This window comes from Paenarthrobacter sp. TAF1, assembly GCF_052113825.1.
Classification (GTDB): Bacteria; Actinomycetota; Actinomycetes; order Actinomycetales; family Micrococcaceae; genus Arthrobacter; species Arthrobacter nicotinovorans.
The window spans coordinates 339,896-356,400 of record NZ_JBFRDO010000003.1; the positions used below are offsets into that span (position 1 = coordinate 339,896).

16 protein-coding genes are annotated in these 16,505 nt (G+C 64.7%); all 16 read left to right on the plus strand.

Translation table 11 applies throughout. The features are described 5' to 3' along the window. Positions 1-33: 33 nt before the first annotated feature. Complete coding sequence (dacB, locus tag AB4Y81_RS06175) at positions 34-1,479, plus strand: D-alanyl-D-alanine carboxypeptidase/D-alanyl-D-alanine endopeptidase (RefSeq protein ID WP_422758707.1); 1,446 nt, start codon at positions 34-36, stop codon at positions 1,477-1,479. A 61-nt stretch (positions 1,480-1,540) separates the two neighbouring features. Then, a complete protein-coding gene (locus AB4Y81_RS06180; protein WP_441995527.1) occupies positions 1,541-2,662 on the plus strand; it encodes a zinc-dependent metalloprotease in 1,122 nt (373 codons plus the stop codon). Positions 2,663-2,772: 110 nt separating this feature from the next. After that, positions 2,773-3,843 carry a tRNA lysidine(34) synthetase TilS gene (tilS, locus tag AB4Y81_RS06185; protein ID WP_441995537.1) on the plus strand — a complete coding sequence of 357 codons (1,071 nt, stop codon included), beginning with the start codon at positions 2,773-2,775 and terminating at the stop codon, positions 3,841-3,843. A gap of 31 nt (positions 3,844-3,874) precedes the next feature. Next, entirely contained in the window at positions 3,875-4,426 is a 552-nt protein-coding gene (gene hpt, locus AB4Y81_RS06190; RefSeq protein ID WP_011772910.1) for a hypoxanthine phosphoribosyltransferase, read from the plus strand. A 171-nt stretch (positions 4,427-4,597) separates the two neighbouring features. Beyond that, a complete protein-coding gene (locus AB4Y81_RS06195) occupies positions 4,598-5,443 on the plus strand; it encodes a hypothetical protein (protein WP_441995528.1) in 846 nt (281 codons plus the stop codon). Positions 5,444-5,636: 193 nt separating this feature from the next. Beyond that, complete coding sequence (ftsH, locus tag AB4Y81_RS06200) at positions 5,637-7,706, plus strand: ATP-dependent zinc metalloprotease FtsH (protein WP_018778343.1); 2,070 nt, start codon at positions 5,637-5,639, stop codon at positions 7,704-7,706. Positions 7,707-7,716: 10 nt separating this feature from the next. Further along, positions 7,717-8,349: a GTP cyclohydrolase I FolE gene (gene folE / locus AB4Y81_RS06205; protein ID WP_018778342.1), complete on the plus strand. Its 633-nt coding sequence runs from the start codon at positions 7,717-7,719 to the stop codon at positions 8,347-8,349. A gap of 6 nt (positions 8,350-8,355) precedes the next feature. Next, positions 8,356-9,261, plus strand: a complete 906-nt coding sequence (gene folP, locus AB4Y81_RS06210) for a dihydropteroate synthase (protein WP_018778341.1) — start codon at positions 8,356-8,358, stop codon at positions 9,259-9,261. Between the two features lie 12 nt (positions 9,262-9,273). After that, positions 9,274-9,633, plus strand: coding sequence for a dihydroneopterin aldolase (folB, locus tag AB4Y81_RS06215; protein WP_018778340.1), 360 nt, complete (start codon positions 9,274-9,276; stop codon positions 9,631-9,633). Further along, positions 9,630-10,175 (plus strand): 2-amino-4-hydroxy-6-hydroxymethyldihydropteridine diphosphokinase, encoded by a 546-nt coding sequence (gene folK, locus AB4Y81_RS06220; protein ID WP_055976521.1) that lies wholly within the window; start codon positions 9,630-9,632, stop codon positions 10,173-10,175. The genes folB and folK overlap by 4 nt, the downstream gene beginning before the upstream one ends. Beyond that, complete coding sequence (locus AB4Y81_RS06225; protein ID WP_441995529.1) at positions 10,172-10,693, plus strand: DUF3180 domain-containing protein; 522 nt, start codon at positions 10,172-10,174, stop codon at positions 10,691-10,693. Before folK ends, AB4Y81_RS06225 begins: the two co-directional genes overlap by 4 nt. Next, the gene (locus AB4Y81_RS06230) at positions 10,674-11,186 is read left to right on the plus strand and encodes a PH domain-containing protein (RefSeq protein ID WP_413304442.1); all 513 of its coding nucleotides are present in this window, start codon (positions 10,674-10,676) and stop codon (positions 11,184-11,186) included. Before AB4Y81_RS06225 ends, AB4Y81_RS06230 begins: the two co-directional genes overlap by 20 nt. Further along, the gene (locus AB4Y81_RS06235; protein ID WP_227453627.1) at positions 11,183-12,727 is read left to right on the plus strand and encodes a PH domain-containing protein; all 1,545 of its coding nucleotides are present in this window, start codon (positions 11,183-11,185) and stop codon (positions 12,725-12,727) included. The genes AB4Y81_RS06230 and AB4Y81_RS06235 overlap by 4 nt, the downstream gene beginning before the upstream one ends. Continuing rightward, entirely contained in the window at positions 12,720-13,628 is a 909-nt protein-coding gene (locus tag AB4Y81_RS06240) for a Rossmann-like and DUF2520 domain-containing protein (protein WP_422757807.1), read from the plus strand. Before AB4Y81_RS06235 ends, AB4Y81_RS06240 begins: the two co-directional genes overlap by 8 nt. 6 nt (positions 13,629-13,634) lie before the next feature. Then, positions 13,635-14,537 carry a pantoate--beta-alanine ligase gene (gene panC, locus AB4Y81_RS06245; protein ID WP_422757808.1) on the plus strand — a complete coding sequence of 301 codons (903 nt, stop codon included), beginning with the start codon at positions 13,635-13,637 and terminating at the stop codon, positions 14,535-14,537. Between the two features lie 105 nt (positions 14,538-14,642). Next, positions 14,643-16,130: a DHA2 family efflux MFS transporter permease subunit gene (locus AB4Y81_RS06250; protein WP_018778333.1), complete on the plus strand. Its 1,488-nt coding sequence runs from the start codon at positions 14,643-14,645 to the stop codon at positions 16,128-16,130. Positions 16,131-16,505: the final 375 nt, after the last annotated feature.

The following is a 16,505-nucleotide window of genomic DNA, read 5'->3' on the forward strand; positions in this document are numbered from 1 at the left end:
TTTCAGGACTGACAGGACCAAGCAACTTCCATGATGGGCGTTAAAAACGGGGGTTCCCGGAAGAGGGTGCCCACGGTGTGGGGGCGCTTGATGTGGCCGGTGCTGTTGGCAGTTGTCCTGCTCTGTGTCGGCGCCGTCGTGGTGTCCGGAATGGCGCCCGGGTTGTTCAGTGTTCCCCGGCCTTCGCCGTCGATCCCCGCGTGGCAGCAGCAACCCACGCAACTGTCCGGCTCCAGCGCGCTGCTGCCCCTGGATGACAAAGCGCCCGTCCCCCTGCCGTCCGAAGTGTCCCGGCTCCTGGACGGGACCCTGAAACCAGATGGCGCGGGCAACATCAGCGGCATGGTCATCGACGCCATCACGGGGAAGGTCCTGTTCGACCGCGACGCCAACGCCAACAGGATCCCGGCGTCCAACATGAAATTGTTGACCGCCGTGGCCGCCCTGAAGGCACTCGGGCCCGACGCGCGGTTCACCACCAAGGTTCTCGGATCCGACAATCCCTCCACAGTGGTCCTGACCGGCGGCGGGGACGTGCTGCTGGGTGCGTCCGCTTCCGACCCTTCCGCCATTCTTGGACGTGCCGGCCTGGCTTCCCTGGCCGCGGACACTGCGGCAGCCCTGGCCGCAGCGGGTGTGCAGGGCCCCATCACGGTGAAGGTGGACGACTCCCTCTTCACCGGACCGGCCCTGAACCCGGCCTGGAGCCTCGACGACGTGGCGGCCGGCGAAACTGCTCCCTTGTATTCCCTCGCGCTGAACTCAGGACGCTATTCACCCGGCGTTCAAACAGGTCCCAGGCCCCAGGACTCTGCCATGACCACCGCCCAGGCTTTCGCGGAGCAGTTGGCGGCGGCCGGCGTCGTGGTGAGTCCCGGCGTCGAACGCGCCAAAGGCCTCCCCACCAAAGTCCTGGCCACCGCTGAATCCGCCACGGTCAGCGAGCAAGTGGACCTGATGCTGGAGACCTCCGATAACTTCCTGGCCGAGGCCCTGGGGCGGATGACCGCTGCCGCCAGCGGCAAGGAAACCACGTACGACGCCGCCACTGCAGCCGTGCGGCAAAGGCTGGGGGAGTTGGGCATCGCCACGGACTCAATGCAGCTGGCCGACGTTTCGGGACTGGCGTTGGAGAACCAGGTCAGTGCCCGGCAGTTCGCCGAGGTCGTCCGGGCCATCACCAGTGGTCCGGATCCTGCGCTTCGTTCAGCCCTGGACGGTTTTCCCGTTGCGGGACTCACCGGCACCCTCAACGACAGGTACGGCGACGCCAGCACCGCCGGGGGAGCGGGACTGGTCCGCGCCAAGACCGGAACCCTCAACACCGTCATCGCCCTGAGCGGTTATGTGGTGGACGCGGACGGACGGCTCCTGGTGTTCTCCTTCATCGGCAACGGGCTGGACCCCGGTGCGGCCGGCAACAAAGTGGCCATGGACCGATCCGCGTCCGTACTGGCCTCCTGCGGCTGCCGGGGCTGAAAGCTCCGCGTCCAGCGAACTTAAGGGTTCACTGTCAGCCACGTGTGGTGTGATGGACCGTATGGTGTCATCTGCCCGCGAATCGTCAGCAGGGGCCCAGTCCCTGATCAATTGGGATCTGGCCGCCGCTACGGCTGCCCGGCTTGCCCCCTCCGGCCCTGAGCTCAGCGCCGGGGAAATCGGCAAGGCGGTAGAGAACCTGCGCTTCAACGCGGATATCTCCGTGCCCCACGTGCACGACATCACAGGGCTGGACGCCGCGCGGGACCTGCGCGATTCCCATGTCCTGGTGGTGGACCGGGCCTCGTGGTCCAAGGCCAATACCCAGAGTTTCTCGGTGATGCTCCAGCCTGCGCTGAAGAAGATGCTGGAAAGCCGCAGCGGGGTTGCCATGACACCGGCGGCAGCTGCAACCAGCGGGGCCATCACCGGAACCCAGCTCGGCGCCGTACTGGCCTTCCTCTCCAGCAAAGTGCTCGGCCAGTATGATCCCTTCGCTGCCCTGGCACCCGATTCCAATGTGCCCCCGGGCGGCCGGCTCCTGCTTGTGGCGCCGAACATCATCTCCGTGGAACGCGAACTCAACGTCCACCCGGACGACTTCCGCCTCTGGGTGTGCCTCCACGAGCAAACGCACCGCGTCCAGTTCGCGGCCGCACCCTGGCTCAGGCACCACATGCTCGACGAAATCGAGAAACTCAGCGGCAACCTCCTGGGCAACATGGACTCCCTCGTTGAACGGGCCGGCGCAGTGGCCAAGTCCCTCCGGGACCGCAATCCCACAGAGAAGACACCGGGCCGTGGCGCCATCCTGGACCTCCTGCAGAATCCCGAAGAAAAAGCGTCCCTCTCCCACATCACCGCTGTCATGAGCCTCCTCGAGGGCCACGCCAACGTCGTGATGGATGCCGTCGATTCCAGCATCGTCCCCTCAGTGAAGACCATCCGCCAGCGCTTCAACGACCGCGGCAAGGACCGGGGCGTTGTGGAGAAGTTCATCCGCAACCTCCTCGGCCTGGATGCCAAGATGCGCCAGTACACCGACGGCGCCAAATTCGTCCGCGAAGTCGTTGCCGTGGCCGGGATGGAAGGCTTCAACAAGGTCTGGGAATCCGCCGAGTACCTGCCCACCGAAGAAGAAATCCATAACTCCCGGCTGTGGCTAGAGCGGATGGGCCTTTGAGCCTTCCGGCCGGTTCCGGTGCTGGTTCAGGTTCCGGGGTGGGTTCAGCAGGCAAAGGACGACGCCGGCCCGGACGATTGGCGCCAGTCGTCGGCAAAGCACGGAAACAGTTGCAGAACGCCCTCGCCGCTGCCGGGTACCCCGCGCGGGTGCTCGTGGCCTGCAGCGGAGGTCCGGATTCCTTGGCGCTCGCAGCCATTGCAGCCTATTTCGGCAGGCGCGGCCACGTGGATGGGCATCCGGTGTCCGTTGCCGCCGTCGTGGTTGACCATCAACTGCAGGACGGATCGGCGGAAGTAGCTGCCAGGACCGCATCTGTTTTGCGCGAGCTGGGGCTTTCTCCCGTGGAAGTGCGGACAGTGGACGTCGCAGCAACCGGGTATGGCCCCGAGGCCGCAGCGCGGGACGCCCGGCACACGGCCCTTGAATCCGCCGCCGATGACCTGGGGTGTGATGCGATCCTGCTCGGCCATACCTTGGATGACCAGGCTGAACAGGTGCTCCTGGGCCTGGCCCGGGGTTCCGGGACACGCTCCCTGGCGGGCATGCGCCCAGCCCGCGGCCGGCTTCTCCGCCCATTCCTCGGTCTCCGCCGCCAGGAAACAGTGGAGATCTGCGACGTCGAGGAACTGGACCCCTGGCACGATCCGAGCAACGCCGATCCCGCCTTCGCCCGCTCCAGGACACGCGTGGAAGTCATGCCGGTCCTCGAAGAAAAGCTTGGGCCCGGGGTGGCTGAATCCCTGGCCCGGACTGCGGCGATCCTTCAGCAGGATGCGGATTTCCTCGAGGATTTGGCCAACGAGACCTATCTCTCACTCGTCCATCGTGAGGATGGGGGCGTCTGGCTGCCGGAGGATACCGTCCGCGGACTTCCGCCGGCGCTAAGGTTCCGGGTCATCGCCAAGGCTGCAGCCGACGTCGGGGGTCAACAACCCGGGTACGGTCGGCTTCAAGCCGCGGAAGCCCTGCTGCGCAGGCAGGGGTCGGCCGGGCCCGTGCAGCTTCCCGGCCACGTCAGCGTTTCACGTCTGTCCCTCAGCGACCTGGCGCAGGAAAGGACCGTTTCCGCGGGCGCTCCGCCGGCGGATGCGACCGGTGATTCGGCCAACGCCGGTCCCCGCGAAGCCGCGCGCTGTGGGAAGCTAGTATTCCGGCATCAGAAACCGTCCCAGCAGTAGCCGCACCCGAGCATCAAAACAGGAGCCATTGGTGGATTCAAACGACGTCCAGGCAGATCTCAAGCACGTTCTTTACACCAAAGAGCAGATCCAAACGCGTATCGCGGAACTCGCAGCGCAGATCGACAAGGACTACGAAGGCCGCGACATCCTCATTGTCGGGGTCCTCAAGGGTGCGGTCATGGTCATGGCTGACCTTGCCCGCGCACTGCACAGCCACGTCAGCATGGACTGGATGGCTGTCTCGTCCTATGGCTCCGGCACCCAGTCCTCCGGCGTCGTCCGGATCCTCAAGGACCTCGACACCGACCTCATGGGCAAAGACGTGCTCATTGTTGAGGACATCATCGATTCCGGCCTCACTCTTTCCTGGCTGAAGTCGAACCTCGAATCCCGCGGTACCGCCAGCGTCGAGATCTGCACCGCTTTCCGGAAGCCGACCGCCGCCAAGGTGGAAATCGACGTCAAGTACGTCGGCTACGACATTCCCAACGAGTTCGTTGTCGGCTACGGCCTGGACTACGCCGAGAAGTACCGCAACCTCGACTTCGTGGGCACCCTGGCCCCGCACGTTTACGAGTAACCACCCGGTTCCCGCTTCGCCGCGCCACTTTCCGCCAAAGGCACCTGCAACCTGGTGCCTTTGGCGGAAGGGGCGCGGCGGTGCTGCTTAAAGGGTGCGAATGGCCTGGGTGGTTGATCTTTGGCTTGACCGGGCCTGCCGCCTCTCCGCTTGCCGGGGCTAAACTGAACCATGACCGGTGCTTCTGCCCGTCTTCTGACCTGGCTTGCCGTCATGGCGACGCTCCTCACGGCCTGCACTCCCGCCGTCGACCTCCCCGGCACCGATGCCGGCCAGCCGGTCGCGACCTCTTCCGCCATGCCGACTGCAGGCGAAACCGCCGCGGTCCCGTCTACGAACACCCAACCTCCCGCTTCGGCTGTGGCTCCAATCCCAGCTGCGCCTCCCGTCCCGGAGGCGCCTCCGGCGATTCCCCAGCCGTTCGCGTTCAACCTGTACCAGGCGGGTGACTTCGTACCGCAGTACACCTTCGATTGGTGCGTTGCGGCGAGCGTCCAGATGGCCCACAACCTCCTTGACGACACCGGCGGGGCTTCCTGGACCGACTCTGCGCAGCAGGGTCAGCTGTGGGAGATGGCAAGGGCCAGATCATCCGATTCGTTCAACGGTGCCAACCCGTTCGGTTGGGCGCAGGTGCTGACCGAATCCGGCATGGGGCCGTACACGGTGGTGAGCGTCGCGGATTATGGCGGCGCCCTGCAAACGGCTGCGCGCGCCATGGCGGGTACCGGGCGACCGGTTGGCCTGGTCATGTGGAGCGGCCGCCACGCGTGGGTCATGAGCGGATTCGAATCGATGGGCGATCCCGCCCAGTTCCCGGACTTCAAGGTAACGGGGATTCACGTCATGGATCCGCTGTACCCATATGGCAGCGGGCAGTGGGGGCCATCGCCCGAGCCCAACAGCCTGCTCAGTCCGGAGCAGCTGGCCACGCAGTTCGTGGTCCGGGAGCCCCGACGCTGGAGCAGCGGACTCCCGACCGGCTACTTGCTGGTCCTCCCCGTCGCTGCGGCCTGAACGAACCAGCAACAAACCCTGTCCACTCGAGCCCACCGCGAGTATCCTGTGTACGCCCAGAGGGAACTTTTGGACTTTCCAGTGCGTGAATTACTGGGAACGGTGTATAGCTTGAAACCGAAGCAGCACCACTCGCGCGCAGAAGTTGCGCCTTGCAGCACTACCAGGAGGGACGGGGCAAAACCCCGATCAGATGAAAGCTAAGAGTTTCTTCAAGGGCCCGGGCATCTGGATTGTTGTCGTCGTTGGCTTGCTCCTGGTGGCATTCGCAACACTGGCTCCGGGCGGTTCCACACGCATTGACACCAAGGAAGGCCTGGATCTCCTGTCGCAAAGCGGCAAGGTCGAGCAGGCCAAGATCTTCGACGCCGAGAACCGCGTCGACTTGGTGCTGAAGGACAACCTGAACCTGGATGGACAGGACAAGGGCAAGAATGTCCAGTTCTTCTACGTCACGGATCGTGGTCCGGATGTCGTGAAGGCTGTTACCAACGCCAACCCGGACAAGGGCTTTACTGACCAGCCCGTCGAGAACAACTGGTTCTCCGGCCTGTTCTCGCTCCTTATCCCGGTGCTGTTGCTCGGTGTCCTGTTCTGGTTCCTGCTGTCCCGCATGCAGGGCGGCGGCTCCAAGGTCATGCAGTTCGGCAAGTCCAAGGCCAAGCTGGTCAACAAGGACATGCCCCAGGTGACGTTCTCCGACGTTGCCGGTGCTGACGAGGCCGTGGAAGAGCTCCAGGAAATCAAGGAATTCCTCCAGGAACCGGCGAAGTTCCAGGCGGTCGGCGCCAAGATCCCCAAGGGTGTGCTGCTCTACGGCCCTCCGGGTACCGGTAAGACCCTGCTCGCCCGTGCTGTCGCAGGCGAAGCCGGTGTTCCGTTCTTCTCCATCTCCGGCTCGGATTTCGTGGAGATGTTCGTCGGTGTGGGTGCCTCCCGCGTCCGCGACCTCTTCGAGCAGGCCAAGGCCAGTTCCCCGGCAATCATCTTCGTGGACGAGATCGACGCCGTCGGCCGTCACCGCGGTGCCGGCATCGGCGGCGGAAACGACGAGCGTGAGCAGACCCTGAACCAGCTCCTTGTGGAGATGGATGGCTTCGACGTCAAAACCAACGTCATTCTCATCGCGGCGACGAACCGTCCCGACGTCCTGGACCCCGCACTGTTGCGCCCGGGCCGTTTTGACCGCCAGATCACCGTGGAAGCTCCGGACATGATCGGTCGCGAACAGATCCTCAATGTCCACGCCAAGGGCAAGCCCATGGCTCCCGGCATCGACCTCAGGGCTGTTGCCAAGAAGACCCCCGGCTACACAGGTGCCGACCTGGCCAACGTCTTGAACGAGGCCGCGCTGCTGACCGCCCGTTCAAATGCGAACCTCATTGATGACCGTGCGTTGGACGAGGCAATCGACCGCGTCATGGCCGGCCCGCAAAAGCGCAGCCGCGTCATGAAGGAACTCGAGCGCAAGATCACCGCCTACCACGAAGGCGGCCACGCCTTGGTGGCGGCAGCACTGCGGAATTCCGCCCCGGTCACCAAGATCACCATCCTTCCCCGCGGCCGTGCACTCGGCTACACCATGGTGATCCCCGAGGATGACAAGTACTCGGTCACCCGCAACGAGCTGCTCGATCAGATGGCCTACGCCATGGGCGGCCGCGTCGCAGAGGAGATCGTGTTCCACGACCCCTCCACCGGTGCCTCCAACGACATCGAGAAGGCCACCTCCACTGCCCGCAAGATGGTGACGCAGTACGGCATGAGCGAACGCGTCGGTGCCGTGAAGCTGGGCCAGGGTGGCGGCGAGCCGTTCCTCGGCCGCGATGCCGCACAGGAGCGCAACTTCTCGGACCAGATCGCGTACGTCGTGGACGAGGAAGTTCGTCGCCTGATCGACCAGGCACACGACGAGGCCTACGCCATCCTTACCGAAAACCGGGACGTCCTGGACCGCCTGGCACTGGAACTCCTGGAACGGGAAACCCTGAATCAGGCTGAGATCGCCGAGATCTTCCACGACATCCGGAAGCGCGATTTCCGCGAGATCTGGTTGTCCAAGGAATCCCGTCCGGTCCAGTCCATTCCGCCGGTGGAAAGCCGTGCAGAAAAGGCCGAGCGGGAAGCCCAGGAGGAGGCCAAGAAGGCCCGCCTGGACGAACCGTTGGACACCGTAGCTCCGCACGCACAGGGCGTCAGCAGCCAGGACTCCTTCCAGGCACCGCAGCCCGACGGCGGCAACGACCACCCGCATCACGGCTAAGCTTTCTGCTGTGACTCATTTCGACGACGACGACCTCGCCGCCGCCCACGGTTCCGCCACGGGCTCCAAGGCCCACTCCAAGGTGGACCGTCCGCGCATTGAAGCGGCTGTCCGCGAGATCCTGCTGGCAATTGGTGAAGACCCTGACCGTGGCGGGCTGCAGGACACGCCAAAGCGCGTGGCCAAAGCCTATGCCGAGGTGTTCGCGGGCCTGCACCAGCACCCCGCGGACGTCCTGTCCACCACCTTCGACCTCGACCACGAAGAGCTTGTCCTGGTGAAGGACATTCCCTTCTACTCCACGTGCGAACACCATCTGGTGCCGTTCCACGGAGTAGCGCATGTCGGTTACATTCCGTCACATGACGGCAAGGTGACCGGCCTCAGCAAGCTGGCACGGCTGGTGGATATCTACGCCCGCCGGCCGCAGGTGCAGGAGCGCCTCACCACGCAGATCGTGGAGGCCCTGGTGAAGCACCTCAACCCGCGCGGGGCGATTGTCGTCGTCGAATGTGAACACATGTGTATGTCCATGCGCGGCATCCGCAAGCCCGGCGCGAAGACCGTCACCAGCGCGGTGCGCGGTCAACTCCATGACCCGGCCACCCGCGCCGAGGCCATGAGCCTCATCATCGGAAGGTAAGCATTTATGGACTCCCTCGCTGCAGCACCCGGAACCGGCCCGGCCACAAGCCCGCTGCCGGTTCTCCGCAAGCCGCGGCCCGCGGCCAGGTTCGAGGACCTGCCCACGGACCGCACGCTCGTCATGGGAATCCTCAACGTCACCCCGGATTCCTTCAGCGACGGCGGCACGCACCGCACACCGGACACAGCCATTGCGCTGGGCCTGCGGATGTTCTACGCCGGCGCTGACATCATCGATGTCGGCGGCGAGTCCACCCGTTCGGGCGCGGAACCTGTTTCCCCCGAAGAAGAACAGCGCCGCGTGCTGCCGGTGATCCAGGCCCTGGTGAAGGCCGGTGCGCTGGTCAGCATCGACACCATGCACACCTCCACGGCGGCCGCCGCTGTTGAGGCCGGAGCTGCCATCATCAACGATGTGTCCGGCCTGACCATCGAGCCCGATATGCCCGAGCTCGTGGCCCGCACCAAGGTCCCGTACATCCTGACGCACCGCCGGGGCGACGCCCTGACCATGGACAGCCTGACGGACTACAACAACGTCACCGAGGACGTGGTGGCCGAGCTCAGCGGCGTCCGCGACAAGCTGTATGCCGCCGGCGTTGCCCCGGAACAGATCATCGTCGATCCCGGTATCGGGTTCTCCAAGAACGAGAACCAGAACTGGGAACTCCTGAAGAACCTGGACCAGTTGTTCGTCCTGGGACACAAGGTGATGGTGGCCGCTTCACGCAAGCGCTTCCTTGGCTCGCTCCTCACAGTGGCCGGCAAGTCGGCAGCGCCGTTGGAGCGCGACTCCGCCACCGCCGCCATCACCGCTCTGAGTGCTGCCCAAGGCGCTTGGGCTGTCCGCGTCCACGACGTCGGCCCCAGCCTTGACGCCGTCAAGGTTGCCGCCCGTATCGCCCGCTGATTGGATAACGCTGTGGACAGGATTACGCTGACCGGCGTCACCGCCGTCGGTTATCACGGGGTGTTCGATTTCGAGCGCCGTGACGGCCAGCCCTTCGTCGTGGATGCCGTGCTGCACACGGATTTCACCAAGGCTGCCGAGACCGACGACCTGCAGTACACAGCGCACTACGGCGAAGTCGCCGAGTTGATCACGAAGCACATCGAGGGCGAGCCCCTGAACCTGATCGAGGGTCTCGCGGTCAGGATCGCCGAGGCCATCCTCGCGAACTACAGCGTGACCGCCGTCGACGTTACCGTCCACAAACCCAAGGCGCCCATTGAGGTTCCGTTCGGCGATGTGACCGTCAGCGTCCACCGGGAGCGATCATGAGCCCTGGCTATACCAAGGTCATTCTGGCTTTGGGCAGCAACCTGGGGGAGCGCAACGACACTCTTTCCACGGCCGTTGCCGACCTCGTTGATCCGCCGGAGGTCCGCCTCCTGGGGGTTTCTCCGGTGGTGCAGACCAAAGCGGTCGGCGGGCCGGAAGGACAGCCTGATTTCCTGAATATGGTCATGGCGGTGGAGACCACGCTCACTCCCTTGGAGCTGCTCAAGCATTGCCACGAGATCGAACAGAAGCATCACCGAACCCGTGAAGTGCGTTGGGGTCCCAGGACCCTGGATGTGGACATCATCGTTTTCGGGGACCTTGCAAGCGACGACCCCGTCCTCACCATCCCGCATCCCAGGGCAGCCGAGCGGGCTTTCGTGCTCTACCCCTGGTCGCTGCTTGAGCCACACGCCCGGCTGAATGGCCACAGCGTGGCTGAACTGGCCGCCGTCGCAGCCGACATGCCGGACATCCGCAGGTTCGACGGCTTTGGCGACGTCGCCGGCGTACCGGCCACAGGGGCGGTGGAGCCGCAGTGAAAGCCATGCGCCCGGTTGTTTTGGTGCTCATCGCCGTCATCGCTGCCGTCGTAGGCTGGCTGGCCACTGTCTCTACCAACCGTTTCAGCATGCCCACCCCTGTCCTGCCAACGTCCGCGTTGATCACCATGGGTGTCATCGCCGGACTCACGCTCGTCATGGGCGTGCGGGTCCTGCGGTGGCGAAACGGCAAGAAGAAGAACATGCTGAATCCGATTCTTGCCGCCAGGACCCTGATCCTTGCCCAGGCCTGCGCTTACGCTGGAACGCTCCTCCTTGGCTGGCATGCGGGTATCGGCGTGGACCTCCTGCGGATCGGCACGCTGCGCAGCGGTGAAGGCATCCTGTGGAACGCACTGCTGATGGGTGGCGGCGGTGTGGTGATGGTGGTCGTCGGCCTGGTAGTGGAGCGTTTTTGCCGGATACCGCCGGAGGACATCGAAGGCGGCACCGCCGGTCCTGAAACCCGCCGGGGCGAAACCAAAGGCGAAGGCGAATATGCCTACCGAGGCGATTGACCCTCCCGGCGTCCAGTGGCTCCGGGTTTCCCCCAAGTACGTCACTGTCCGCTTGGTGGAGTGGGCCATCGGAAATGTGCTGATGGTTGCCTTCCTCAGCCTGCCGCTTGTCTTCGTGCTTCTGGGATGGTGGCGGTGGCCCCCGTTGTGGCTGGCCATTGCCGTTCCTGCCGTGATGCTGGTGCTTGCACTCTGGCGTCTGGCCCTCATTCCGCGCCAGGTGCGTGCCATTGGATACGCCGAACGCGACGATGACCTGCTCATTCGCCGGGGCATCTTCTTCCAGCGCACCATGGTGGTTCCGTACGGCCGCATGCAGTACGTTGATGTCGCCGTCGGGCCGGTTGAGCGCAGCCTGGGGCTGTGCACGCTGAAACTCCACACCGCTTCCACCGGTACGAATGCCCAGCTCCCCGGCCTTCCTGCCCAGGAAGGCGCCCGCTTGCGCGAACAGCTTTCGGCCCGCGGAGAAGCCAGGCTGGCCGGGCTGTGAGCCCGGGAGACTCTGCGGTGGTGTTACCGGACAAAGCCGTCGACGGCGACTGGAAGCGGGTCCATCCTGCCTCGCCTTTCGTCCGCGGCTGGGTGGCGTTGGCCGCCGTCGGGTTCTTCTTCAGCAGGGACGCTTTCGAGCGGATGCTGCAGGGCCGGGATTTTGTGGATCCGCACCTGAGCGGCCGGGTGCCATGGCTCCTGGCCGGTGGCGCTGTGGTGCTGCTCCTGACAGTCGGCGGTTTCATTCTCAGCTGGTACTTCACCCGCTACCAGGTGGCCGAAGGCTTTGTCCGGGTGAACACGGGTTTCCTGTTCAAGCAGCAGCGGCAGGCGCGCCTGGACCGCGTTCAGGCCATCGACATTGTGCAGCCGCTTCTGGCACGGATTTTCGGTCTCGCTGAACTCAAGTTTGAGGTGGCCGACGCCGGCGAGTCGGCCGTGCGGCTGGCGTACCTTCCCATCGACCAGGCCAAGCAGCTGCGCGCCACGATCCTTGCGCGGGCGGCGGGTGTGGTCAGCGGGGCCGGGTCGGAGCAGGAGATCCCGGAAGCCCCGGAGCATGTTGTCCTGTCCGTGCCTCCGGCGCGCCTCCTCGGTTCGCTGCTGCTGAGTGAACAGACCGTGGGCATCCTCCTCGGGGCCGCCGCGGTGGTCTCAACCTCGGTCCTTCTGGACAACACAGCAATCTTCCTGGCCCTCATCCCCGCCATCCTAGGTATCGGCGCTTCGTATTGGAGTTCATTCAACAAGGGCTACAACTTCACCGCGGCCATATCGCCGGACGGCATCCGGCTCCGCTACGGACTCCTGGATACGCAGGCCCAGACCCTCCCCCCGGGCCGTATCCAGGCCGTGATGGTCAGGCAGCCCCCCATCTGGAGGCTCTTCGGTTGGTACCGGATGCACGTCAATGTGGCCGGCTACGGCGCCGCGGGGAATTCCGACGGCGCTGCCCGCACCATGCTGCTCCCCGTGGGGTTGAAGCCGGACGTCCTGCGGATGATGTCCTTGGTGTTGCCGGATCCCGGGGTGGACGAACCCGCGGCCGTCTTTGATGCCGGTTTGGAGGGACTGGCGCCGTCGGGCCGCGTCCCGGCCGGCACTGATGGATTCGTTACGACACCCCGCCGTGCACGGTTGCTGGCTCCGTTGGGCTGGCGTCGGAACGGCTTTTTGGCCACCGGGACCGCCCTGCTGATCCGGTCCGGCCGATGGTGGCGCACCCTGGTAATGGTGCCGCATCAACGCACACAGTCCATGGCGTTGCACCAAGGGCCGCTGGCACGGCGCTTTGGTGTGGCTGATCTTGTCCTCCACACCACAGCGGGCCCGGTGCTTCCCCGCGTGTTCCAGGCCGGGGTGTCCCAGGCAGTTGAGCTTTTCGACCAGCAGGCCGCCCGTGCCCGGGAGGCACGGAAGCGGCAGACCAGCGAACAATGGCTGGCGCAGGTGGCGCCGCAAGCCCCGGAAGTTGCCGCAGCGGCAGCACAGCCAGAAGAACCCCAAACACCTAACCAGGAGGACCGCCACGATGGCTAAGCCAGGACGACTCGGAGTCGGGATCGTAGGTGCAGGCAAAGTGGGCGCCGTCCTGGGCGCGGCTTTGCGCGCGGCCGAGCACGCCGTCGTCGGGGTTTCCGCTGTGTCCGAGGCGAGCCGCGAGCGGGCCGAAAATCTGCTGCCCGGCGTCCCGATCCTTGAAATCCAGGATGTCGTGGAGCGTTCCGAGCTGGTGCTGTTGGCCGTGCCGGATGATTCGCTGGGCGAATTGGTGGCGGGCCTGGCAAAGCTGGGAGCCTGGCAGCCCGGCCAGTTGGTGGCCCACACCTCGGGCCGGTTCGGTGTCGGAATCCTCAACCCTGTGCGGTCCGCCGGCGCGATTCCACTGGCCCTTCACCCGGCCATGACCTTCACGGGCATGAGCCTGGACCTGACCCGCCTCATGGACTGCACTTTCGGCGTCACCGCGGACGCTGCCATGCTGCCGATTGCCCAGGCGCTCGTAGTGGAGATGGGAGCCGAGCCCGTGGCGATCGCCGAAGCCGACCGCACCCTCTATCACGCAGCCCTTGCACACAGCTCGAACCACATGGTCACCTTGGTGGCCCAGGCCTCACAGATGCTGCGGGAAATCGGCGTTGAGACACCGGAATCCATGCTCGGTCCGCTGCTGCGCGCCACGCTGGAAAATGCCCTCGCGTCGGGCGAATCCGCACTGACCGGCCCGGTGGCCCGCGGAGATGTGGGTACGGTAACGGCGCACGCCCAGGCGTTGAAGGAGTACGACGCCGGCGCGGGCGGCGATGTCCTCGCCGCCTACCAGGCCATGGCCCGGGCCACCGCACGCAGGGCAGGCAACAGGGGACTGCTGCGCCCGGAACAATTGACTGGTATCGACGAGGCTTTGGACGCAGATCCCAAGGCGCCGGAAGGAAACTGAACAACAATGGCCATCAAACTCGTCACCACAGCATCGGAATTGCGTGCGGAAAGTGCCCGGCTTCTCGCTGAAAAACGCGGGAGTTCTCAGGGCCTGGTCCCCACCATGGGCGCACTGCACCAGGGCCACGCAGCGTTGGCCCGCACTGCGGTGGCTGATAACGATGTTGTGGTGGCCACGATTTTCGTCAACCCGCTGCAGTTCGGTGATGCCGTGGATCTGGACCGTTATCCACGCACGCTTGAGGCCGACATGGACCTCCTCGATGCCGAAGGCGTGGACCTTGTTTTCGCGCCGTCCGTGGAGGAGGTCTACCCGGGCGGGCAACCGTTGGTGCGGGTGACCGCCGGTCCGCTGGGCGAAAAGTGGGAAGGCGCCTCGCGTCCCGGGCATTTCGACGGCGCCCTGACCGTGGTTGCCAAGCTGCTGCACTATGGACTCCCCGGCGGTGCGGCAGCGGACCGCACGACGGCGGCCTACCGTGCCTACTTTGGGCAGAAGGACGCGCAGCAGCTGGCCTTGGTGAAGCGGATGGTCTCGGACCTGAACTTCCCCGTGGAGATTGTTCCCGTGCCGATTGTCCGAAGCGACGACGGATTGGCGCTGTCCAGCCGCAACCGGTTCCTCTCGGACGAAGAGCACGAGGCCGCCCTGGTGTTGTCGCGGGCTTTGCGCCTTATTGAGTCGCGCGCAAACGCGCACGAACCGCTTGACCTGGATTCCGCCGTCGCGCTTGTTGAATCCCAGCCGTTGGTGGAACTGGACTACTTCGACGTCGTCGACCCCGCCACCTTGGAACCCCTCGCCGAAAACTGCAAGGAAACGCCGTTCCGCGGCGAAGGGCTGGCGATTATCGCGGCCAAAGTCGGTCCGGTCCGGCTCATCGATAACGCCCCATTGTTTTCCTAAGGTTTGGTTTTTCCCCCGTGACGGGAATTCGCTGGGCGTTTAGACTGTTCAAGTCTTCACCGGCACCGCTCGCCGGACACCAAATCCAAACCTTGGGGAATCCTCATGTCTACCGACGTCACGTCCGACGCTAACGGCAAACCCGAATCCGGCACTTCCGGAGCCGCCGCCTCGGCAGGGACAACGTCCACGCAGGCTCCGGCCTCCGGAAAGATGTCGCGTGAGTCCGTGACGGTCATCGTCACGCTGCTGGTGGCGACCTTCGTGGTGATCCTCAACGAGACCATCATGAACGTTGCCTTGCAGCGCCTCATGACGGATCTTCAGGTGAGTGCTTCCACGGTTCAGTGGCTTGCCACCGGGTTCATGCTCACCATGGCAGTGGTCATCCCCACCACGGGCTTCATCCTGCAACGCATGAGTACCCGGGGCGCGTTCATGCTTGCCATGGGACTCTTCAGCGGCGGCACTTTGCTGGCGGCGTTGGCACCCGGATTCCTGGTGCTGCTGCTGGCCCGCATCGTCCAGGCCGGCGGAACGGCCATCATGCTGCCGCTGCTGATGACCACCATCCTCACGCTGGTTCCCATGTCCAAGCGCGGCGCCGTCATGGGCAACGTGAGCATTGCCATTTCCGTGGCGCCTGCGATGGGGCCCACCGTTTCCGGCATCATCCTTGACCATTTCTCGTGGCGTTTCATGTTCGTATTCGTGCTGCCGGTCGCCTTGGCTGCTTTCGCGATTGGTGCCAAGTACCTCACCAATGTGGGGGAGCGCGAGAAGACGACCCTCGACGTCACGTCCGTGATCCTGACGGTTCCGGCCTTCGGTGGACTGGTCTATGGCCTTAGCCAGATCGGTGGTTCCAACGCGGGGGTTGTTCCGGTGATCGCCCTGGTGGTTGGCCTTCTATGCCTGGCGCTGTTTGTCGTCCGGCAGCTCAAGCTGCAGAAGTCCGATGCTCCGCTGCTGGACCTGCGCGCCTTCAAGTTCCGCATGTTCACGGTGTCCACGCTGTTGATGGTGGTGGCAATGATGGCGCTGTTTGGCGGAGTCATCTTGCTTCCGCTGTACCTGCAGAACACCTTGCACTTGCAGCCCCTGGAGACCGGGCTGGCCTTGCTGCCCGGCGGTTTGGCCATGGGCCTGCTGGGCCCCGTCATCGGCAGGATCTTCGACAAGGTGGGCCCTCTGCCCCTGACCCTGTCCGGTTCGGTCCTGATGGTGCTGACCTTGTGGCAGTTCTCGCGGCTGGATGAGGCCAGTTCGCTTGGTTGGGTGATTGCCCTTCACGTGGCCCTGAGCTTCGGCCTTGCGCTGCTGTTTACTCCGGCCTTCACCACGGGCCTGAACCCGCTCCCGCCGCACCTCTACTCGCACGGTTCGGCGATCATCAGCACGGCCCAGCAGGTTTCAGGTGCAGCCGGTACCGCGCTGCTAGTGTCCATTTACGCTGTGGTTTCTGCTTCGTCTGGTCTGGTGGCCGGCATGCAGGCGGCCTTCCTGGCCGCGACCGTCATTGCCCTCGCCGCCGTGGTGCTCAGTGCCATGATGCGGAAGACCGAAGGCGCGGGAGGCCACGGCGGCCACTGACCCTCACTCACATCCCGCGGGTTTGGACGTGACCCTCGCTCACATCCCTAGGGTTTAGGTGTGACGCTTGCTCACGTTCCGCGGGTTTGAATCGGACGCTTGCTCATTTTCTTCGACGCTCTCTCACTTTGGTGGGGGAGCGTTGTTGTTTTGGTGTCGGGTGTCGTCGTTGGGGGTTCGACGGCGGTTGTTGGGTTGGGTGCGTGGGTGTSGGGGGGGTGTGGGTGGGTTGTGATGGGGTTCACGGTGGTTGTTTTGGTGGGTTTGGGGGTGGTTTGTTGGGTTGGTGGGGTTGTTTGGGTTGTGTTTGCGGGGTTTTTGGGTGGTGTTGGGGTGGATTTGGTGTGGGGGTGGGGCGCGTGTAAAGTTATTCGA